Annotated in this window: 18 protein-coding genes; 6 read left to right on the top strand and 12 right to left on the bottom strand. The window is 38.9% G+C overall.

Translation table 11 applies throughout. The features are described from left to right. Positions 1–6: 6 nt before the first annotated feature. The 6 genes from ACTJKC_RS19995 to ACTJKC_RS19970 all read right to left on the bottom strand — a co-directional run bounded on the left by ACTJKC_RS19995 (position 7) and on the right by ACTJKC_RS19970 (position 5300). Complete coding sequence (locus ACTJKC_RS19995; protein ID WP_344854048.1) at positions 7–204, bottom strand: hypothetical protein; 198 nt, start codon at positions 202–204, stop codon at positions 7–9. Positions 205–307: 103 nt separating this feature from the next. Beyond that, entirely contained in the window at positions 308–628 is a 321-nt protein-coding gene (locus ACTJKC_RS19990; protein WP_440794684.1) for a hypothetical protein, read from the bottom strand. Positions 629–755: 127 nt separating this feature from the next. After that, positions 756–1052: a Dabb family protein gene (locus ACTJKC_RS19985; protein WP_440794682.1), complete on the bottom strand. Its 297-nt coding sequence runs from the start codon at positions 1050–1052 to the stop codon at positions 756–758. 49 nt (positions 1053–1101) lie between these two features. Next, on the bottom strand, positions 1102–3798 hold the full coding sequence (gene ligD, locus ACTJKC_RS19980; protein ID WP_440794680.1) for a DNA ligase D: 2697 nt from the start codon (positions 3796–3798) through the stop codon (positions 1102–1104). Positions 3799–3808: 10 nt separating this feature from the next. After that, a complete protein-coding gene (locus tag ACTJKC_RS19975; protein ID WP_440794678.1) occupies positions 3809–3982 on the bottom strand; it encodes a DUF3606 domain-containing protein in 174 nt (57 codons plus the stop codon). A gap of 106 nt (positions 3983–4088) precedes the next feature. Continuing rightward, on the bottom strand, positions 4089–5300 hold the full coding sequence (locus ACTJKC_RS19970; RefSeq protein ID WP_440794676.1) for a glycosyltransferase family 87 protein: 1212 nt from the start codon (positions 5298–5300) through the stop codon (positions 4089–4091). A gap of 282 nt (positions 5301–5582) precedes the next feature. On the opposite strand from ACTJKC_RS19970, the gene ACTJKC_RS19965 reads away from it, so the two are divergent. Together ACTJKC_RS19965 and ACTJKC_RS19960 are read left to right on the top strand one after the other, a co-directional pair. Continuing rightward, a complete protein-coding gene (locus tag ACTJKC_RS19965; RefSeq protein ID WP_440794674.1) occupies positions 5583–5804 on the top strand; it encodes a DUF3606 domain-containing protein in 222 nt (73 codons plus the stop codon). Between the two features lie 8 nt (positions 5805–5812). After that, a complete protein-coding gene (locus ACTJKC_RS19960) occupies positions 5813–6013 on the top strand; it encodes a hypothetical protein (protein ID WP_440794672.1) in 201 nt (66 codons plus the stop codon). Positions 6014–6016: 3 nt separating this feature from the next. On the opposite strand, the gene ACTJKC_RS19955 is transcribed toward ACTJKC_RS19960, so the two are convergent. The 6 genes from ACTJKC_RS19955 to ACTJKC_RS19930 form a co-directional block, all read right to left on the bottom strand. Continuing rightward, entirely contained in the window at positions 6017–7054 is a 1038-nt protein-coding gene (locus ACTJKC_RS19955; RefSeq protein WP_440794670.1) for a serine hydrolase domain-containing protein, read from the bottom strand. 176 nt (positions 7055–7230) lie between these two features. Beyond that, the gene (locus ACTJKC_RS19950) at positions 7231–7692 is read right to left on the bottom strand and encodes a VOC family protein (RefSeq protein WP_440794668.1); all 462 of its coding nucleotides are present in this window, start codon (positions 7690–7692) and stop codon (positions 7231–7233) included. Between the two features lie 366 nt (positions 7693–8058). Then, complete coding sequence (locus ACTJKC_RS19945; protein WP_440794666.1) at positions 8059–8889, bottom strand: aldo/keto reductase; 831 nt, start codon at positions 8887–8889, stop codon at positions 8059–8061. Between the two features lie 327 nt (positions 8890–9216). Beyond that, on the bottom strand, positions 9217–10650 hold the full coding sequence (locus ACTJKC_RS19940; RefSeq protein WP_344853880.1) for a TolC family protein: 1434 nt from the start codon (positions 10648–10650) through the stop codon (positions 9217–9219). Continuing rightward, on the bottom strand, positions 10643–13813 hold the full coding sequence (locus tag ACTJKC_RS19935; protein ID WP_440794664.1) for an efflux RND transporter permease subunit: 3171 nt from the start codon (positions 13811–13813) through the stop codon (positions 10643–10645). Before ACTJKC_RS19935 ends, ACTJKC_RS19940 begins: the two co-directional genes overlap by 8 nt. Positions 13814–13836: 23 nt before the next feature. Then, positions 13837–14919: an efflux RND transporter periplasmic adaptor subunit gene (locus tag ACTJKC_RS19930; protein ID WP_344853882.1), complete on the bottom strand. Its 1083-nt coding sequence runs from the start codon at positions 14917–14919 to the stop codon at positions 13837–13839. 603 nt (positions 14920–15522) lie between these two features. Here ACTJKC_RS19930 and ACTJKC_RS19925 point away from each other — a divergent pair. The 4 genes from ACTJKC_RS19925 to ACTJKC_RS19910 all read left to right on the top strand — a co-directional run bounded on the left by ACTJKC_RS19925 (position 15523) and on the right by ACTJKC_RS19910 (position 21652). Beyond that, positions 15523–16131: a hypothetical protein gene (locus ACTJKC_RS19925; protein WP_440794662.1), complete on the top strand. Its 609-nt coding sequence runs from the start codon at positions 15523–15525 to the stop codon at positions 16129–16131. Positions 16132–16515: 384 nt separating this feature from the next. Next, positions 16516–17070, top strand: a complete 555-nt coding sequence (locus ACTJKC_RS19920) for a hypothetical protein (protein WP_344853884.1) — start codon at positions 16516–16518, stop codon at positions 17068–17070. A gap of 212 nt (positions 17071–17282) precedes the next feature. Continuing rightward, entirely contained in the window at positions 17283–17876 is a 594-nt protein-coding gene (locus tag ACTJKC_RS19915) for a Crp/Fnr family transcriptional regulator (protein WP_440794660.1), read from the top strand. Between the two features lie 443 nt (positions 17877–18319). After that, positions 18320–21652: a carboxypeptidase regulatory-like domain-containing protein gene (locus ACTJKC_RS19910; protein WP_440794658.1), complete on the top strand. Its 3333-nt coding sequence runs from the start codon at positions 18320–18322 to the stop codon at positions 21650–21652. The last annotated feature ends 3 nt before the right edge of the window (positions 21653–21655 follow it).

Raw genomic sequence — 21655 nt, 5'->3', positions numbered from 1 at the left:
AAAGAATTAAAGAATAATCAGTATAGTGCCCGATTTGAGTAATTTAAAGTAATAATGGTATTCGCCGTGACGGTTTACTTTTTCAATTTCACAAACCTTACCTGATTTACCATATTCATCAGCCAATAAATCGCCGATTTTAATGCTATCTAAAACATTCACATTAATAGATGCCCTTTTAATGATTGTAGCGTTTTTTTCCATGAGATTGCGGTTTAACTGATTTACGCAATCTGAAACATTTTGGTTTTGTAGTATCATAAATTACTTATAAATAAGTATCAAAGATACACAATTGTAGTTTTAATTAGCAATACATCAATTCGTAAACACGTTTCATGTATAAAGCTTCGTCAATCTTTGCAAAAAACTCGTTCCATTCTTCTCTGGTAAATACCAAACTGATATCAGGAAAGGGTGTAGATAAAATAACCACCTGTCTTCCATCTGGCCTGTTTTCCAGATAATCGTCAAAATCGAGTTTTTTGGTGGCCACATAAAAAGCATCAAATTGCTCAAAAGAAAAGTTCATTAGCACGCCTGAACGCCAAATATTTAAAACTTTGCAATTATTGCACTGAGCAATAGTGATGTTTGCATTTTGAGCAAGAACTGTTGTTTTACACATGAGACTGAATTTTATAATCAACGATAGTTTTAGCAAATATCATATTATTTAGAATAATTCCAAATAATAAAATTAATTATATAAACCCATAAAAAAAATGCCCCCATTTTAATGGAGGTATTTGGTATTATTCTGCGTCGTAAATCACCACTTTATCAAAATAAACCCTGAATTCATCTAAAAATGCTTTATGCAACGGATGAACCTGGTAAACATCATGTGCAGCCAGGTCTTGAAAGAATAAAATCAGGCTAAAAGTATAAGTGGTATCTACCACAGCACGCTCAATCGGTGCCGGTACGCCAATATGAAAAGTTTTAACAACTTCAATGTTTTCTAATGTTTGTAAGCTATTGCGAAAAGCAACTTTTTGCTCTTCGGTGGTATCGGCTTTAAGCCAGAATAAAACGTGGTGTGCTATCATTTTTTAATTTTTTTCAAATATAATGAAAGCGCGAAAAGATCATTCATCTTTATCCAAAAACACTTTTTGCTTTATTTATGGCTTTTTTTAAGTCTATACCCTTGCCCAGCACCCCTTTAAATAAATCACCTTCCACTTTTAAGCGTTCAATGGCATTAAAAATATTAAAGTCTTTCATTTTTAACCCTGGTTTTACTTCATCCCAATGCAAAGGCATGGAAACAGTAGCTCCTGGTTTCGGTCTCAAAGAGTAAGGACCGGCGATGGTTGCCCCGGGCCTGTTCTGTAAAAAATCGAGGTACATTTTTCCTTTTCTGGCGGCTATCATCCGTTCTAAAGAAGTGTAATCAGGAATTTGTTTATGTACCAGATTTACAATTATTTTAGCAAACATCTGGCTCTGATCGTAATCGTATTTGGCATTTAAGGGAATGTAAATGTGCATACCCGTTGAGCCCGACGTTTTACAATAACTGGGCACATCAATGGCATCCAACACTTTTTTGGTTTCAAGCGCAGCTTCAACCACCTGATCGAAAGAATGTTTATCGGGATCAAGGTCGATTACGCAATAATCGGGATTGTCTGGATGTTGCACACGGCTAAACCAGGGATTTATTTCGATACAACCCAGGCTGGCCATCCACAATAAGGAAGCTTCATCAGTACCCACCAAATATTCCTTTTTTTCTCCATCGCCGTTTTCATAAGGGAAAGTCTCAGCCCAGTCCGGTGCCTTTCCTTTTACGTCTTTCTGGTAAAAACTTGGTCCGTGGATGCCTCCCGGAAAACGGTTAAGCGATTGCGGACGGTCTTTAAGATAAGGCAAAATATATTCGGCAACCTGGTAATAATAATTAAACATATCCCTTTTGGTTACCTTATCTTCAGGCCAGTACACTTTACTGAGGTTGGTAAATTTCAGTTCATGGCCTTTTATTTTTCTTACCTGCGTTTCATCTTTTGGATTTAATAAGGTTTTAGGTTGTTTTCCCTTTGGTGGTTTTATGGCATCGGTATGCTCTTCTTTTTCTTTAACCTCATCAATAATCTTTTCTGTAGAGGTTTCTTCTTCGCGGACTACTTCTTTGGCTTTTTTATCCTCCCGCATGCCCTGAAAAGACGGATGGCGAAAAACACCATCTTCAGTAACTTCGGTAAAAGCTACTTCGCATACCAGCTCGGGTTTTAACCAGGTGGCTTTTGCCTTTGGCGGATTTGGCCTGAAACGCGAAGGTTTATTGACATCAGGAATGCTTTCGAACGGGCTTTTATCAACAATAATCGGCTTAAACTGTTCCATCATTGTTTTTTGAAGCTTATCAGAAAAACCGGTTCCAACTTTACCCACATATTGCAGTTTTTCTTTTTCATATACACCCAGCAAGAGCGAACTGAAAGATTTTGAGGTGTCTTCATTTTTGGTAAAACCCGCAATTACCACCTCCTGGCGTTTGTGCACTTTAATTTTTAACCACTCTTTCGATCTCCGGTCGGTAGCATAGGTACTATCGGTTTTCTTGGCGATGATTCCTTCCAAACCCATTCTCTGCGCCGCATCAAAAAAATCGACACCACTGGCTTTGAAAACTTTTCCTAAACGCACACGATCATCGTTAGTAGGCAACACATCATTTAAAATGGCCTGGCGTTCATCAAGGGGAAGTTCCATCAGGTTTTTACCTTCATACCAAAGGATATCGAATACATAAAAAACAAGTTCCCCATCTGCCTCACTTCTCCAGTTTTGTAAGGATCCAAAATTAGAAATCCCTTTATCATTCAACACTAAAATTTCTCCATCCAAAACGGCATTAATTTTCCATTCATTAAGCAAGTCGTAAATGGGATAAAATTTTTCGTTAAATGATTTATTGTTCCTCGAAAAGAGTTCTGCTTTTCCTTTATTGATAAAAGCCAGCGCACGGTACCCGTCCCATTTTACTTCATATTGCCAGCCCGGATCATCAAAAGGCTCATCCACCAGGGTAGCCAGCATAGGTTTGATGTTTTTTGGAATGGCCGATTTTGGCGCTTTTTTTAAGATGGCTTTAACATCTATCTTTTTATCATCTCCTACAGGTTTTGTTTCTTTTTTAACTTTTGGTTCAGGATTTTTTTTTTCGGGCTTTATTTTTTGCTCTTTTCCTTCTTTCCAGACTTTGTCGGGTATTTTTTCCATCTTTTCGATGGTTTTTCCAGAAAGTACCGATTTATCTTCCTTAGTAATATCTTTGGTTGAAGCGTAATCATCTTTATGTTTGATCAGCAACCAGCCATTTTCGCCCATGCCATGAGTTTTAACCAAAGCAAATTCGCCATGAAGTTTTTCCCCGTTCAGTTTAATTTTTAAAGACCCTTCTTTTAGCTGCTTTAACAGGTGTTTTTCCTGTGCCTTTTTCCCTTTAATGGTTTCAATCGGCTCATAAGTGCCTTCATCCCAAACAATTACAGTTCCGCCGCCATATTCTCCTTTCGGGATAATCCCTTCAAAATCTTTGTAATCATAAGGATGATCTTCAACCATCATGGCCAAACGCTTGGTTTTCGGATCGGTAGAAGGACCTTTGGGTACAGCCCAGCTTTTCAAAACACCTTCCATTTCGAGTCTGAAATCGTAGTGCAGACGCGACGCATCGTGCTTTTGAATCACAAAGTGTAACTTATTCCGATCGCTGCTTTTGCCTGATTTAGGTTCTGCTGTTTTTGAGAAGTCGCGCTTGGCAACGTATTTTTCCAGACTCATAATTGATATTTTACTTTTTTAAAAAATCTTCTACTTTGTTGACCGATGTGCCAACTGTTTGCACTGCTGCCTTTAATTTATCTTTACTCACACCAAATTTGTCAGACCAATAATCAAGCTCATAACCCTCGTTAATGTTGATCCTACCGCGATCAGCAATGCCGTTTTTTTGTTTATTATCCATAATTATTTTTGATTAGATTGCTATAAAACAGCCTGATAACAAAAAAGGTTTTAACATCCGATTTTACAAGCGGACATTAAAACCTTAAAAAAATAAAAATTTAAACTTAATCTATTAACGCAGTAACCATTTCGGGCTCTGTTTCTTCTGCGTAGGCGAACCTACTTTTTGTAGCATTATAAATAACCCTGAGCCAAACCAGAAAATAAGGAAAACTGATGATGGCAAGTGACAGCGGATGCGATTTGGCAAAGGCCGGGAATAACAATAAGGGAAAATTACAGGTGATGAAAAGTAAAACAGGCAACAATACCTTTTTCATGGCTTTATTACTTTCTTTTACATACCATAAGCCTACTCCAACAATTGAGATAATAAAAGTACAATCTTCAGCACCTGTACTAAACAACACCGGAAATAATAATACCGAAGATAAAATCATCAGCTGGAATTTTTGTTTTTCAAAATTAGCAATGCGCTTAAAAGGCAGCATAAATACCAGGGAGCCAAGTGCAATAAAAAGAGAATTTGATATTGCGGGCTCATCTAAAAGCTGCCTGAAAAAGCCCATAATAGAAATATCGATTCCCCCGCCCAAAACGTTTAGCATATTTTTCCCAACCAGCGAGTTTTTCCAATCTACATAACAATGGGCCACAAAATGAGGTGAGGCAAACAACATGGGCAATAAGAATATGATTAGCGACCACATGATTAGCCATAATATAAACTGAGGCTTTTTCTTTGCGAAAAAGAAAAAAACCAGGCCAACCACACCATACAGTTTGATAAATGTGCCGAGTAAAATGCAAAGCGCAGACCATATGCCCTTATCTTTATGCAGAAGCGTATAACTTAATATGATTAAGGCACCTGCGCCGGCATTAAATTGCTGGTTAAGCATCGATTCTATTAAACAGGGGATTGCAATATACCCGATCAGCACTTTTTTATCTTCAGTTAAGGGCAGCGTTTGTATGGCTTTAAAGAGTAAAAAACAATTGAATAAATTCCATAACAACAGGCCTACCCAATTGTGAAACAGTGCAAACGGAGCAATTAACACACTAAAAACCGGTCCGTAATGATTGGTATCTTCATGGTAACTTGGGTAATGGGCATATAATGATCTTTCGTGAAGGAGGTTTCTAAATGTATTTTCAAAAATGAGGTAATTATTATATCGATGCGTTATCCACGAGTCGATTACAAAAATCAGGGTAATAAATACCCAGATAGATAATACAAAACGATTATCCTGATAAAATTTTCGACGCGGGGATAGACTCGGAGCGCCGGTTAGGGAATGATTTAGCATTGTAAAAATTATATTACATTACAATAATAAACAGACTCCACCAGAAAAGCAAATGTTTTGTAAAGGAAATGTTACTATTTTTGGCGCTAGCTAAACCGTTGAAAACAGACAATCTAAAATACGATTTTAACAGATTTAAATGCCAACCAGCCCTGCTTCTTCGACTTGGTTTTTAATATTTAAGAATCATGTTCAATTATCTGAGAATTTACTGACAAAACTGCAAAACCAAATCTGATTTACTGATGTTTCCTCAATATTACTAACCAAAAATTCATAAAAATGGAATATCAACTAAATTCGATGAATGCGAGGAAAGAATTTATCGAAATCGCAGACGAACAAGACCGTAATTATTGGGCCGCACGATTGGGTGTTACAGGTGAAAAACTGAAATCTGTTGTTAAAGCTATTCAAAGTATGGAATTTTCCATCCTGAAAGAATATTTAATGATGGAAAAAATTAAATCCGGAAGTACCTACCAAAGGTTTGTGAATCAATAATCAGAAATATGGACTACAAAATTAATAAAAACGAAAAATCGGAAGCAGTTAATGAGATCATTACCGATTGTACACATTTAATTGATTTACCACCGGTTGAAAATGTTTTTGACCAAAAGGTGAAGGGAAATAGTGTAAATCATCCAAAAGCAGGTATTAAAACCTTAACTGTCTTCTTCCATAAGAATGGCCTGGCAAATTTGCTGTAATTATTATTTAAAAAACGACTGGTATAAGCTGTTGATTGCTGCCCGGCTAAAATCGGGAAAACCATCAGTATAAGTAGCATTTATGCCGTTGGTAATGATCACAAATCCCAATTTTTCTTTCGGATTAAAAAACATGGTGCTATATAAGCCATAAGCAGAACCGGTATGGCCCTTTAGCTTAACACCCGGAATAAAGTTATCGGCCGTTCTAATGGCGAAACCATAACCTTCATCATCCGTTAAAGCGGTTTGCATTTGCTTAGCGCTTTTTTTGCTTATAATTTTTACGCCATTTGCAGTGCCGTAATTCATGTGCATAATCATGTATTTTGCAAGATCGGTTGCAGAGATTTTCATTCCCCCTGTTGGTGAAAAAATTGGCGTGCTGTAACCCATTACGTAGTTTGCAATTTCTGTGCGCCGCGGTGCGTAAGCCATTGGTGCAGGCGTATAAGATTTCGTGTCGGCATGATATTCGTATAAATTTACGAAACGCGTACTATCCAGCGAATCCACACAATATCCCGCATAAAGTCCTAAAGGTTTAATTACATGGTTTTTTACATAATTATCGAAACGCTCACCTGATTTTTTTTCTATGATGGTACCAATCAGGTTAAAATTGAGGTTACAGTAATCAAATTTGCTTCCCGGCAGGTAATCGTTATAACATTTGGCCCAATCTGGGTTTTTATCCGGATTGATCACATCCAGATTTAAATATCCCTGCGAATCGTTTAAGCTGGAAGTATGCGACAAGGCCATTTTTAAGGTGATTTTCTGATCGGGAAATTTGGGGTTCCTGATTTTAAAACCCACCAGGTCTCCGAAATCATCATCCAAATGAATTTTACCTGCTTCTACCAATTGCATGATGGATGTAGCAGAAAAAGATTTCGAGATAGAGGCAATCCTGAAAATGTCGCGATCGCTTAAAGGCTGCTTGTTTTCAAGATTTTTTAAGCCAAACGAATGAGTATAAATAATCTTTCCCTGTTTTACTACAGCCACTGAGGCACCAACAGCACTGTATTTTTCCATTACGATTTTAAAATCTGCCTCAGCCTTTTCATTCTGGGCATTTGATTGCCGCGCTAATCCAATAACTAAAAGAAGGGTAAAAAAATGCTTAAAGCTAGAGATTTTCATAGGTGTACAGGGCTAAAACACTAAAGATAAGTGATGAAAACAAACAAAGTTAAGAAGTACTAAAAAATTTACTTCGCATCGTTTACTTCAAGCCAATGACCGTCGGGGTCTTTAAAGTAAATTTGCTTTACGCCATCAACACGTAGGGTAACGCCTTTTTCCTTGCCGGCCCAGTCTTCAAAGCTGATATTTTTTGCATTGAGTTTTTTCACAAACTCATCAACCGATGGCACGCTGAAACATAAATGACCATTTTTATCGAAAGTTTCGTTGCCTTTTGCGCCCTGGATTAAGTGTAATTGTCCGGCAGGGCCTAAAGTAAACCAGGTATGGCGGTTATCTTTAAAAGGTTCAGGAATAATTTTAAGGTTGAAAACACTTTCGTAAAAGGTTGTGGCTTTGTTTAAATCGGCAACGTAAACAGCGATATGGTTTAAAACAGCAGGTACATTTTCGGATTTATTCTGTGCCATGGCTTTTTGAAAAATAATGGAAAATAAAATGATGGTGGTTAGGAAAACTTTTTTCATGATTAAATATCCTACAATATTTTTAATAAATGATTAAAATATGTGATTTATGTATGAATATCAGGAACTAATTGAATTTCATCATTTTAATAGACAAGTTGCCCCTATTTTTGTGACAAGCAATTTTGTCATCGTCGGTAGAGATCGTTTTAAGATTGCCCGCGGTATATCTTTCCGCCAGAAATAACGATTGAGTGGAATTTTCGGTTTTCTCCGTGCATCTGTGGCAAAAAATTAATTGCAGCAAAAGAAGGTCTTAGCGAGATGCCAAGACCAGAAAAGGGCGAAGCGAAATGGAGAGATCTAGACAGATTTTTCGCCTGCGTTGCACTTCGCTCGAAATGACGGCAACTAAATGGCAAATTCTTATTTCGCTAAACTTTCAAATTCTTCTTCAGTTAATTCTATTTCTGTGGCTTTTAAGTTTTCTTTTAAATGGTCAACAGATTTTGTTCCGGGGATTAAAAGAATATTCGGTGATCTTTTTAACAACCAGGCCAAAGCAATCTGTGCGGTTGTAGCCTTATGCTTTTCGGCAATGGCTTTAATTTTATCTTCGAGTTTATGAGGACCCGATGCCAATGGAAACCATGGGATAAAAGCCAGACCTTGTTCGGCAGTAAAATCTAAAACACTTTCCCACTGTCTATTGCCCAGATTATAAAGATTTTGAACAGAAACAACCGGCAGAATATCCTGCACCTGCTTAATCTGATCGATGGTCACTTCTGACAAACCCACGCTTTTTATTTTTCCTTCTTTTACAGCCTCTATTACAGGTGCCAGGGTTTTAGCTACTTCCACATTAGGATCAATGCGGTGCAGCTGCCATAAATCGATGCTATCTACTTTTAAACGCTGCAAACTTCCTTCAATATCCTGTCTGATTTTTTCAGGCGCTCCGTTAGGTACCCAGTTGTTTGGTCCTGGCCGGTCAAAACCACCTTTGGTGGCAATAAAAAGATCCTTTTGAAAAGGCGATAAGGCATCAGCAATAAGCGATTCGTTAAATTTAGGTCCGTAAGCTTCGGCAGTGTCGATAAAGTTAACGCCATTTGCAACAGCTTCGCGTAAAACAGTTATAGCATTTTCGCGGTCTTCTACTTCACCAAAAACGCCATTACCAGTTAATTGCATTGCGCCATAACCTAAACGTTTCACCTCTAATTCGCCAAATTTAAATGTTGTTTTTCCCATTTTATTTCAGATATGATGATAAATTCTATGGTAAAGATAACCGCAGCCGGAAAGCATTGTTTGTAAAATGAATTTTATGATAAATAAATGAACAAAGGGTAAAGGGCTATTGTAAGGTGTGTGCTGGTTGTATTGCTTAGTCGGCTGAAAAATCCTTCTCAGCAACGATACCGCGGGGTACTCATCACCTATTAGAAACGAGCGTTGGTAGCTATAAAGATTCTTAGCTGCGTACAGAATGACAAAAACAAAAAAGCTGCCCCAGTGGAGCAGCCTGATTGAATATAAGGATAATATGACTTAAAAGGTTTTATAGCACCACATTAACTAATTCCATCCGCCACCGAGGGCGTGATAAATATCGACTACAGCATTTAACTGTTGTTTTTTGGTTTCTATAAGTTCTAATTTTGATTGTAGTGCATCGCGCTGGGTCATCAACACCTCAAAATAATCAGCCCTTGCCGATTTAAACAAATCATTCGAAATATCAATTGATTGCGTAAGCGCAGTAACCTGTTTTGATTTCAGATCGTAACTTTTTTGCAGGTTGCTGATTTTCGACATTTGATTGGCCACTTCGATATAACCATTTAAAATGGTTTTTTCATAATCAAAAACCGCTTGTAACTGTTTCGCATTTGCGGTTAAATATTCTGCTTTTATGGCGTTTCTGTTGATCAGTGGTCCGGCTAAATCTCCGGCCAACGAATAGATCAAAGATTCCGGCGTTCTTAATAAATAAGAAGGATTAAAGGCCTGATAACCAATAGTTGCTGAAATACCCAAAGATGGATAAAACTGTGCTTTGGCTACTTTAACGTCTAATTTAGCTGCTGCCAGTTCGAGTTCGGCTTGTTTAATATCCGGACGGTTCGCTAATAACTGTGAAGGTAAGCCTGTTTGCACTGTTGGCGGAACCAGGTCGGTAAAATTAGATTTATCTCTGATAATTGGCTGAGGGAAACGACCCAGCAGGAAATTAATTTTATTTTCTGTTTCGGTAATGTTTTGCTGAATATCAAATTCTAAACTCTTTGAACTTAATACCTCTGCTTCAAATTTACGCACGGCAAGTTCGTTAACCCTTGAAGCCTGCTTTTGGATTTTCATCAGTTCCAGGGCATTGCTTTGCAGCTCGATGTTCTTTTTTACCGTTTCTAACTGATTATCAGCAGCAAGCAACTCATAATATGAATTGGCTACCTCAGCAATTAAATTGGTAATGACGAAGTTTTTACCTTCTACAGTCGACAGGTAATGGCTAATGGCTGCTTTTTTAGAGTTGCGCAATTTATGCCAGATATCGGCTTCCCAATTGGCTTGTAAACCAAAATGGTAATCAGGCAATACTTCTGGCACTTCTTTGCCAGGGGTGATCTCTGTTGAAGCATCGCCGGCACCAGAACTGGTGTAACGTCCAACTTTATCAAAACCTGCACCAACACCATAAGTTACACTTGGTAAAAGTTCTCCTTTTCTGGCTTTGATTTCATTTTTGGCAATTTCAATATCCTGAAGCGTGATGTTTAACTCCTGGTTGTTTTTTAATGCCGTATCAATCAGGTTTACCAGGTTTGGATCGGTAAAAAAATTACGCCATTTAATGCTGGCGGTGTTTACTGTATCCTGCGAGCCGTTAAAGGCTGCAGGAACGTTTTTATTTTCGGAGCGTTGGGCCACTTCGGGCAATTTACAGGCGGTATATGCAGCGCATATCAACACCAGTCCAAGGCTTTTATAAAGATTTTGCTTAAACATTATTCTCAATTTCTTCAGTTAATGGATGTTCTTCTTCAATTTTAATCAGCTTGTGTTTGGCTGCAATGGTTCCGAATATGAAATACAGTCCGGGAATTACAATTACCCCGAAAATGGTACCGAAAAGCATACCGCCTGCCGCAGCCGATCCAATGGTACGGTTACCGATTTTACCTGGTCCGCTTGCAATCATCAAAGGAATTAAACCTGCGATGAAGGCAAAAGAGGTCATTAAAATCGGGCGGAAACGTACGCTTGCACCTTCAAGTGCTGCCTTGAATACGGTTGCTCCCTGTGCATGGCGCTGTGTGGCAAACTCCACAATCAGCACGGCATTTTTACCGAGTAAACCGATGAGCATCACCATAGCTACCTGTGCATAAATGTTGTTTTCCAATCCTAATAATTTAAGGAACAGGAAGGCACCAAAAATACCTGCGGGTAAAGAAAGAATTACGGAAAGCGGCAAGATGAAACTTTCATACTGAGCGGCCAGAACCAGGTACACAAAACCTAAACAAATCAGGAAAATATAAATGGCTTCATTCCCTCTCGATACCTCATCTTTAGAAATACCTGCCCAATCGATACCAAATCCCCTTGGCAATGTTTTCTTGGCAACTTCTGTAATGGCTTTAATCGCCTCACCCGAGCTATAACCCGGAGCCGATTGACCACTAATCTCAGAAGCATTATACATATTGTGACGGGTAATTTCCGATAAACCGTAAACTTTACGCATTTTAATGAAAGCTGAGAAAGGTACCATCTCATCGCGGTCGTTTTTAACCGAAAGCTTTAAGATATCTTCTGGCAAGGCCCTGTATTGAGGCAATGCCTGTACGATAACCTTATACTGACGATCGTATTTAATAAAACTGGTTTCATAATTACTACCCACAAAAGTAGATAAGGTGTTCATCGCATTATCAATACTCACCCCTTTTTGTTGCGCAATATCGTTATCCACATCCAGCATGTACTGAGGGAAACTCGCACTATAGAAAGTAAATACCGATGAAAGTTCTTTACGTTTGTTCAGTTCGCGTACAAAATCGTTGGCAACGGTTTCCATTTTTTTGTAATCGCCACTACCTGCTTTATCCAGTAAACGGAGCTCGAAACCGCCCGCTGCACCATAACCTGGCACCGCCGGTGGCTGGAAAAACTCGATGGTTGCACCCGGAATAGATTTTGATTTTTCTTCAAGCTCTTCAATAATTTCGGCTGCCGAATGTTTACGTTCACTCCAGTCTTTCAGGTTAATTAAACAGGTACCAGAGTTCGATCCCGTACCTTCGGTCAGGATTTCGTATCCGGCCAAAGATGAAACCGATTTTACACCATCAATGTCTTCGCACATTTTTTGCAGTTTCTCTGCAATCTGGTCGGTACGCTCTAAAGTAGAGCCCGGAGGTGTTTGGATAATAGCATAAACCATTCCCTGATCTTCGTTAGGGATAAATCCTGATGGTACACTTCCACTTAACGCCCAAACACCTAAACAGAAAGCAACCAATACACCAAAAGTTAAAATCCTGCGGCTTACTACCTTGCTTAATACCAACTCGTACTTGCCAGAAAGTTTGGCAAAACCATTGTTGAAACCATCCAGGAAACGATCAATCAAAGTTTTCTTTTTCGGTGAACCATGATTGTTCTTCAACATAATGGCACACAGTGCAGGCGTAAGCGTTAAAGCCACAATACCAGAAAGGATAATAGCCGTTGCCATGGTAATGGAGAACTGACGGTAGAAAATACCTACCGGACCAGACATAAATGCTACCGGGATAAATACCGATGCCATTAAGAAAGTGATGGCGATAATTGCCCCACCGATTTCTTTCATGGCTTGTTGTGTGGCCTTTAATACCGATAGATGCCTGTCGTGCTCCATCTTGGCGTGAACGGCCTCAATTACTACAATCGCATCATCTACTACTACCCCAATGGCCAAAACCAATGCAAATAAAGTAATTAAGTTAAGTGTGATGCCAAAGAACTGCATGAACACAAATGTTCCGATCAGTGATACCGGTACGGCGATGGCCGGAATGAGCGTTGAACGCCAGTCGCCAAGGAATAAGAACACCACTAAACCCACCAGGATAAAAGCTTCTACTAAGGTGTGGATTACTTTTTCGATAGATGCATCAAGGAATTTTGAAACGTCGTAACTGATTTCGTAATCTAAACCTTTTGGAAAGGAAGCCGATTTAATCTCAGCCATTTTAGCTTTAACATCTTTAATAACCTGACTGGCGTTACTGCCATAAGATTGCTTCAAAACGATTGCTGCAGAAGCTTTTCCGTTTAAGGTAGAGTACAAATTGTAAGCGGAAGCACTAAAATCTACGTCGGCAATATCTTTTAAGCGAAGCAATTCGCCATTTGGTGTTGCCCTTACCACGATGTTTTCATATCCCTCTTTGGTATTAAAACGTCCTGAATATTTTAACACATATTCGAAAGCCTGCGAACGTTTACCCGAGCTCTCCCCAGTTTTACCCGGCGAGGCTTCTAAACTTTGCTCATCAAGAGCTTTCATTACCTCATCAACAGAGATTTTATAAGCCTGCATACGATCCGGTTTTAGCCAGATACGCATGGCGTAATCCCTGTCGCCCAAAATATCTGCAAAACCCACACCATCAACCCTTTTCAGCTCCGAAAGCAGGTTAATATCTGCATAGTTGTACAGGAAATTCTGATTCATTTTGGGGTCCTTGCTATACAAGTTGATGTACATCAACATGTTAGATTCTTCGCGGGTGATTTTAACCCCTTCACGAACCACCAGAGGAGGAAGTTTATTGGTAACAGCGGCTACACGGTTTTGCACGTTAAGAGAAGCCTGGTTAGGATCGGTACCCAGGTTAAATACCACCTGGATGGATGCTTCACCATCGTTACCGGCATCAGATGCGATATATTTCATGCCCGGTACACCATTAAGTGCACGTTCGAGCGGAATAACCACCGATTTAATCAACAATTCGTTGTTCGCTCCAGGATACTCTGCCGTGATATTTACTTTAGGCGGAGAAATGGATGGGAATTGCGTAACCGGAAGGTAGCTGATGGCCAGCACCCCAAGAAACACAATAATAAGCGATATTACGATAGAAAGGACGGGCCTTTGTATGAATTTACTAAACATAAAATAAGTATGGAGGGTTTAGATTATTCTGTTTTCAATCTCAATTGTTTCATCACGTCCTGAGGCTGCTGGAATTTAAAAGCGATTTTATCGTCGTCTTTAACTTTTTGCACACCTTCGAGCAAGATTTTATCTTCTACCGTGATGCCATCGCCGATAATGTATAAATCAGGCAGTTCGCCCGCAATGGTGATGGCCCTCGAGTGTACTTTATTGTTTTTATCGATTACGAAAACATAGGTTTTATCCTGAATATCATAAGTGGCCTTCTGCGGAATAACAATGGCATTTTTTAAAGGAACAACCATCTGGATTTTACCGGTTTCGCCGTTTCTAAGCAAATTATCCGAATTATTGAACCTGGCCCTGAACGCGATATTTCCCGTCTCATTATCAAATTCACTTTCGATTACTTCAACTTTACCTTTCGATTTTAGCAATTCGTTGTTAGCCAGTAATAAGCTTACCTCCTGCTGTCCTTTTGCTTTTGTAGCACTCTGATAGTTTAAGTATTCAGGCTCTGATACGTTGAAGTAAGCAAAAACCTGACTGTTATCTGAAAGGCTGGTTAATAAAGCGCCTTCATCAACCAAACTACCTAATTTTAAAGGAATGCGGTCGATGGTACCATCAAATGGCGCCCTGATTTCAGTATTGGATAAATGGAATTTAGCCAGAGAGGTTTCGGCATTTGCAGACTGCAGTTTTGCCTTGGCCATGGCCAGTTCATTTTTGGAAACAATGTTTTTATCAGACAGCATTTTGGTGTTTTCCAGTTCAATTTGCGCCGATTTGGTTTCTGCCTGTGCTTTAAGCAATTCAGACTGAGCCGCTTTAGGCATAATTTTAAACAACAACTGGCCTGCTTTTACATGCTGGCCTTCATCTACATAAATATTCTGGAGGTAGCCCTTCTCCTGGGCCCTAACTTCGATATTCCTGACAGATTTAATCTGCGAAACATATTCCTTGGTAAACGAAGTATCCATTCTTAACGGCGTGGTTACCGCATAAGTAGCTACTTCTTCTTTTTCTTCTTTCTTCGAGGTACAACCCGTTACGTAAAGCAAAGTACACAAGCCTAAGCATATGACAACTCTTTTCATTTTTTTTTGTTGAATGGTTAAATCTGATTTATTTTTTTTCTCTAATTAGTTTAGCTGAGCAGCACTTTATGATAAAAGCAATTTTCAACCGCGTTGCGGAGGCTAAATGATTTCAATAAATGATGGTTACTCAACGATTTAATTCGATAGCGAAATAAATACAGATTTATGAAGTTTAAATGAAGTTGAAATTCATGTTTACTTTCTGAAAATCGCGATTTAAAGGATGATGAGATGATTTATAGCAACAAACAGAATATTACGGATATTTTTTCGCCTGTTTATAAAATTAATGGCTCTTTTTCCATGAAGAAACAATAAAATTAACAAAATTGGATTGTTTTTGGATGATCGGAATATTTTAACAATAATGATAAAACTGTACGCGCAGGTTTGAAAACCTGCGCTATGAGGGAGAATAATCAACAGATTTTTGTCAGTCTGAGCGTAGTCGAAGACTTCGAAGCGCATATTTTCTTTTCTGTAGATTAAATAATGTATCTGGTTTTTCATGGCGCAGGTTTGAAAACCTGCGCCATGAAGGAGAATTTTTATGGAATCCCGCCCATAAAAACATCGTATCATAAAACCTTAAACCGCTCCATGAAAAAAATTTATCTTGCTTTAATTTACTCTTTTATAGCCCTTATGGCTACAAGCTGCAGCTCCACAGATAACACGAAACAATGGAATAATGCACACCTTGACCCCGGATTGCCTAAAAACCTGATTTATAATGAAATGAATAAAAAAGAAGAAATTTATTCCTTTTTTGAAAAGCATGATGGGTCCAAACGGACCAGTGATGTCGCTTATTTCCGTTTCGGCAAACATGAAAAGCAGGATGCCGTTTTTGCAAAACTAAACAACTGTCGCGCTTATTATTATTCAAAATCTGATACTTTGTCGATCAGGATCGGCATTAGTGATGGGTTTGCAGGACAAGGACTAAACATCAAATACAGAAATAAAAAGTTTAGTGCCGAAGCATATCAATTTACTGATTTTATTATTGAAGGGGAAACTAAACCGATACAAAAAGTAATTAACCAGAAGCTTATCTTAAATAAGTTAAATTATAGTGTTGGAGATAGTTTATTTGGAAGAATTGAATTTAAATCTATCGAAATCAATAATCAGGGTGATACTGTTTTAAACGTGGGTAATGGAAATTTCAGGACTAAAGTAAAGAGAATGATTATTGAAGAATGATTTAATGGGTTAATTTTTGTATTCTAAAATTATTGACCTGGCCATATTTCATTATTTAACAATTGATTATATTCGTTTTAAAAATGATGCATAAATGCCGTTTTTATCAGAGATAACCCTACCTCGCATTGCGGGGGGAAGTTTTATATCGCAGATTCCCACGGCATATCGGAAACCAATTATGAGGATACCGAACATTTTAGGTTAACAAAATCTTTTTTAGATCATCCGGCACTTTACCTGCGGCATTTAGTAAGAAAAATAAATTGAGATTTTAAAAATAACATACTGTAAATAAAATACTTATCATAAAAATATGTATTTATTTAGATTATAATTACAGAGCTCCGCAGGCAAGCGTTACCTTTGCAAAAAAATACCATAATGAACAGTACCCAATCAAAAGCGCTCGAACTTGTTGTAGGCATCATTAAAGATACCATTAGCGATATTAAAATCGAAAACACTTCTGCAAACACCGTTACATTAAAAGACGGCAATGCCACAATACAATTAACGCAACAGGCAGGCGAAAGCGCAGATAAGGAAACCGTTGTAATCTCAGATCCAAAAGATATTATTTATAGTGAAGATCTTCTTCCGGAACTGAACGACCTTACATCGGTTACCGTGATTATAAATGGTTTGGATATAGAAACACACCTGGTTTTTCAGGCCGTGAGAGATTGTTTTGACCAGATCAGCAACAGTTACGAGTTTTTAAAAATCTTTGAAAAAGATGTGATCAGAATAAAGAGCGGGTTTAAGTTTGGAAGCAATGCCTTTGTACTTAATGTGTTGAATGAAAAAGACGAGATTTTTGTTACCGCAGAATTTGCAGCTTCATTCGATGCCGCGGTTAGAAAAACAGTAGAAACAGATGTAATTAAAGTACAAAAAGCAATTAATAAAATGGTTAAAGAAGATGGAGCCATTTAGCTTACCCTGATATACCAGATATTAAATACCCCTGCGCAAAAAACGCAGGGGTATTTTAATATGCGCTCCAACAGCCTCAGCACGCTAAACCTGATCAGCTGTTTAACAGGAATAAAGGATTATTAAAATATTTTTATTTTTTTTCAAAAACCAAAAACCCCTTTTAGGAATACTTCGTATATGCGGATAAACCATCCAAATTCTCATTACGAATGTCTCAGTTTACCGCATACAACAATATATTACCGCTTATCAAATATTTTGAGAAGTTTCATCCATTATCAAAGGGCTTTATTGCCGACCACATACTGCATTGCAGGCAGATACAGGTAAAAAAGAATAAATTTATACTCTCTCCCATTGATCATAATGCTTCGCTTTATTTTGTAATAAGTGGCCTGGTAAGGGGATTTATTAAGGATAATGATAAAGATATTACCACCAGGTTCAGTTTTGAAAATGAAACCATTGGCGCTATCCACCATCCCGATCATACTTCCCAGCACTCTGTTGAGTACCTGCAGGCGCTGGAAGACTCCGAACTGATCATTATTCCTTTTGCCCTGATTGATTCGGTGTATTCGCTTTATCCGGAAGCCAATGTGATTGGTAGAAAGATACTGGCTTTACAATATTATGCCGCTTCCGAGCGGTCTATTTTGGCCAGAATTACAAATGCTGCCAGTCGTTACAAGCGATTTGCAGATACTAAATCTATGGCGATTGAAAGAATTCCGTTACGCCACCTGGCGAGTTACCTGGGCATGCGAAGCGAAACTTTAAGCAGGATCAGGGCGGCAAAGTAAAAACCATTTACCAATATTATAGCAAATTACAGCCAATGTACAGGTCTGTTTTCTCTACGAAGACATTGGCTGTAACTTTACATTTACTTAACTTTTGCTAATATTGTTACTCTTTGTAATATTAAACATCAGCCTGTATTTTTTGTATTAATCATTGTACGCAAACGTTTGTTTAAGATCAGGCAGAAATGCTTATTGCTTCGATAAAAATCACACCAATACATAATATAACACTGTATAACAATCAGTTACAAAACATCATAACCTATATGTTACCCAAATAAGCATTGAAATTATCTCCCTGTAAATATTCTCTTTACAATAGGCCCTGCCGTAACACCGATAATACTATTTCCTTAATCTATTTTAACCTTGTCTTAATGTCGGCTTTATCTGGCTAAATGAAATTTGCCACAACTAATTCATTAACATATAAGATCAACATGAAAAAAATCTTTACCATTTTGTCCTTATTGTTTGCTGTGATTTCCCTGCATGCGCAGGTCACAACGGGTAATCTATCCGGAACAATAAAAGATGCAAAAACTACTCTTCCGGGAGTAACGATTAAAGCCACACACATGCCATCAGGAACCAGTTATGTGGTAAGTACCAATGATGATGGCCGCTTTACCATTTCTAACATGCGCCCGGGTGGCCCTTACAAAGTTGTGGTTACCTATGTAGGTATGGACCCAAAAACCATCGAAAACATTAGCCTGCCATTGGGCGATACTTATATCTTAAACCTGAACATGGCTTCAGGCGGAAAAGATCTGAGTGAGGTAAACATTAAAGGTGCTTCAAAAAATTCGCCCCTTAATGCAAGCAGAACCGGTACATCGACCAGTTTGGGCAAAAAAGAGATCAATGCGCTTCCAACTTTGAGCAGGAGTTTGAGCGACCTGACCAGAATGGCCCCGCAAGCTAATGGTGCAGCCATTGGTGGAGGTAACTCACGCCAGAACAATGTAACGGTAGATGGTGCCGATTTTAACAATAACTTCGGGATCGGGAATAACCTGCCAGGCAACGGAAACCCGGTTTCTATCGATGCATTGGAAGAAATTTCAGTAAATGTTACACCTTATGATGTAAAGCAGACCGGTTTTATCGGTGCCTCAATCAATGCGGTTACCCGTTCGGGTACAAACGAGTTTTCGGGTTCGGCATATACGTATTTCAGAAACCAGAACCAGATTGGTAAGAGAGTAAGCAATTACCCTGAACTGGCCGACCCAACAGACCAAACGTATAAAACTTTTGGTGCCAGAATCGGTGGACCGATCATCAAGAACAAATTATTTTTCTTTTTAAATGCTGAAAGAGAAAATGAAGTAAGGCCTGGTCAAACACGTTTAGCGGCAACTCCCGAGGCACCTTATGGTTCAGGTATCCCGAATGTAGTGCGCCCAACCGTTGCAGAACTTGATGAGATCAGCAATTACTTAAAAACCACCTATGGTTACGACCCGGGGATTTATCAGGGTTATCCTTCTGAAACGGAAAGAACAAATTTACTGGGAAGATTAGACTGGAACATTAACCAGAATAACCACTTTAACATTCGTGGTAGTTATGTTAAAACCAAATCACCTTCGTTTGTAAGTACCTCCAGAAGTCCGTTGGGTGCATTTCCGGGTGGAGGATCGAGAACAGGCAATACTGCACTGGCTTTTAAAAATTCCAACTACTACCAGGAAAGTAATTTATATTCGATTACTGCCGAATTAAACAGCAAAGTATTTAACCGTTTTGCCAATACCTTACGTTTATCGTACACTAACCAGAACGATCCAAGAAGTTCCGACAGTCAGGTTTTTCCATTGGTTGATATCTTAAAAGCAGATGGAAATTCGGCACCTACACCATTTACTACATTTGGTTATGAGCCCTTTACTTATGGAAACCTGAGAGATGTACAGGTATATTCGTTAAACGATTACGTTACCTGGGCGGTAGGTAAACACAATATTACTGCCGGTTTACAGGGCGATTATAGCATCACTAAAAATGGTTTCCAACGTTTCGGAACCAGTTATTATACTTTTAACTCATGGGATGATTTTAAAAATGGTGCCAAACCAATTGAATTTGCCCAAACCTATTCTTTATCTCCAAATTATGAGCAGGCCTTCCCTACTTACAAATTCTGGCAGTTTTCGGGTTATGTACAGGATGAGATTTCGGTTACAGAACGCTTAAGGGTAACCGGTGGTATCCGTGCAGAGTTGGCAACATACCCTAAAATTTTAAAGGAACACCCATTGGTATCGGCGTTGACTTTCCATGATGGAGAACGTTTAAACACAGGCAATCTTCCAAAATCGAAAATATCAATTTCGCCGCGTATCGGTTTTAACTGGGATGTTATCGGCGACCGATCAATCCAGGTGAGAGGCGGTGCAGGTTTATTTGTGGGCCGCATCCCGAATGTATGGATCGTGGCACAGGCGGGCGATGCCGGAATGTTGCAGATTACTGAAACTTATTCAGGACAAAACAATACTCCTGGTCCGTTTAATCCGAATATCGGCGCCTATCGTCCAACAACCGTACCTGTTGCCGGAACGGTATTGCCTAACCCGATTACGGTGATGGACAAAAACCTGAAAATGCCTGCTGCGTTTAAGACCAGTTTAGCAGTTGATGTGAAACTTCCTTATGGCATTGTTGGTTCGGTGGAAGGAATTTTTAACAGGGACATCAGGACCATCCTTTTCCGCAATGCCAACCTGGTTGACCCTAAACCTTTAAATGTTGCCGGATATCCGGATAACAGGCTGATTTATCCAAATGCAGCTACTGATAAGTTTATCAATCCGATTTTAAACGGACAGGCTGTTCCAAATGGCACGGTAATTCCGGGAACGGGCGCCAGACAGCCAGATGCATTTAACGTAATTGTGCTCGGAAATGCAAATAAAGGATATTACTATTCACTTACAGGTACATTGAGCAAACGTTTTGATAATGGTTTTGGTGCTACAGTTTCGTACATCAGAAGTTCGGCAAAAAGCCTGTACGAAGGCAGCGGCGATCAAACCCTTTCTGCATGGCAGGCCACAAGCAGTGTAAACGGCGCAAATAACCCAACTTTAGGTTATTCAGGTTTTGTATCTCCTGACCGTATTATTGCTTCTGTTTATTACCGTAAAGAATTTATAAAACACCTCGGAACACAATTCACTTTGGTTTATGACGGATCGAACGGCCGTACTTCTTATACTTACTCTACCGATATTAACAGAGATGGTGTAAACGGCGATTTAATTTATGTACCGAAAGATGCTTCAGAAATCAACTTTGTGGCGTTAACTGTTGGTACAGGTGCTGATATGGTAACTTACACACCAAAACAGCAAAGCGATCTGTTTTTCCGCTACATTGATCAGGATAAATACCTCCGTGGCAGAAAAGGACAATATACTGAGCGTAATGCAGTTATAACCCCATTTAACGGCCAGTGGGATTTTAAATTCTTACAGGATATTTTCACCAATGTGGGTGGCAAACGCAATACCATCCAGTTTAGTATCGATATTAAAAACTTTGGTAACCTTTTGAACAAAAACTGGGGTATGCAATCTAACTTTGGAACAACTTCTATCCTGGTGCCAACAAACGTTGCTAATTTGACACCGGGCGGAACAACCAAACCTACTTTCCGTATCGCTACAGACAGGAACTTCCCTATTGTTAATGGCAACAGAGATGTAGTGGGTTACGCCTCTACTTACGAGATGCAGTTCGGTTTTCGTTACCTTTTTAATTAATTC

This window comes from Pedobacter sp. 22226 (genome assembly GCF_052045455.1).
GTDB classification, from domain to species: domain Bacteria; phylum Bacteroidota; class Bacteroidia; order Sphingobacteriales; family Sphingobacteriaceae; genus Pedobacter; species Pedobacter jeongneungensis.
This window is presented reverse-complemented; position numbering and strand designations above follow the sequence as displayed.

Coding starts and splice junctions, on each gene's coding strand:
- ACTJKC_RS19995 (WP_344854048.1), bottom strand. CDS start 204: ATGGAAAAAAACGCTACAATCATTAAAAGGGCATCTATTAATGTGAAT.
- ACTJKC_RS19990 (WP_440794684.1), bottom strand. CDS start 628: ATGTGTAAAACAACAGTTCTTGCTCAAAATGCAAACATCACTATTGCT.
- ACTJKC_RS19985 (WP_440794682.1), bottom strand. CDS start 1,052: ATGATAGCACACCACGTTTTATTCTGGCTTAAAGCCGATACCACCGAA.
- ligD (WP_440794680.1), bottom strand. CDS start 3,798: ATGAGTCTGGAAAAATACGTTGCCAAGCGCGACTTCTCAAAAACAGCA.
- ACTJKC_RS19975 (WP_440794678.1), bottom strand. CDS start 3,982: ATGGATAATAAACAAAAAAACGGCATTGCTGATCGCGGTAGGATCAAC.
- ACTJKC_RS19970 (WP_440794676.1), bottom strand. CDS start 5,300: ATGCTAAATCATTCCCTAACCGGCGCTCCGAGTCTATCCCCGCGTCGA.
- ACTJKC_RS19965 (WP_440794674.1), top strand. CDS start 5,583: ATGGAATATCAACTAAATTCGATGAATGCGAGGAAAGAATTTATCGAA.
- ACTJKC_RS19960 (WP_440794672.1), top strand. CDS start 5,813: ATGGACTACAAAATTAATAAAAACGAAAAATCGGAAGCAGTTAATGAG.
- ACTJKC_RS19955 (WP_440794670.1), bottom strand. CDS start 7,054: ATGGAAAAATACAGTGCTGTTGGTGCCTCAGTGGCTGTAGTAAAACAG.
- ACTJKC_RS19950 (WP_440794668.1), bottom strand. CDS start 7,692: ATGAAAAAAGTTTTCCTAACCACCATCATTTTATTTTCCATTATTTTT.
- ACTJKC_RS19945 (WP_440794666.1), bottom strand. CDS start 8,889: ATGGGAAAAACAACATTTAAATTTGGCGAATTAGAGGTGAAACGTTTA.
- ACTJKC_RS19940 (WP_344853880.1), bottom strand. CDS start 10,650: ATGTTTAAGCAAAATCTTTATAAAAGCCTTGGACTGGTGTTGATATGC.
- ACTJKC_RS19935 (WP_440794664.1), bottom strand. CDS start 13,813: ATGTTTAGTAAATTCATACAAAGGCCCGTCCTTTCTATCGTAATATCG.
- ACTJKC_RS19930 (WP_344853882.1), bottom strand. CDS start 14,919: ATGAAAAGAGTTGTCATATGCTTAGGCTTGTGTACTTTGCTTTACGTA.
- ACTJKC_RS19925 (WP_440794662.1), top strand. CDS start 15,523: ATGAAAAAAATTTATCTTGCTTTAATTTACTCTTTTATAGCCCTTATG.
- ACTJKC_RS19920 (WP_344853884.1), top strand. CDS start 16,516: ATGAACAGTACCCAATCAAAAGCGCTCGAACTTGTTGTAGGCATCATT.
- ACTJKC_RS19915 (WP_440794660.1), top strand. CDS start 17,283: ATGTCTCAGTTTACCGCATACAACAATATATTACCGCTTATCAAATAT.
- ACTJKC_RS19910 (WP_440794658.1), top strand. CDS start 18,320: ATGAAAAAAATCTTTACCATTTTGTCCTTATTGTTTGCTGTGATTTCC.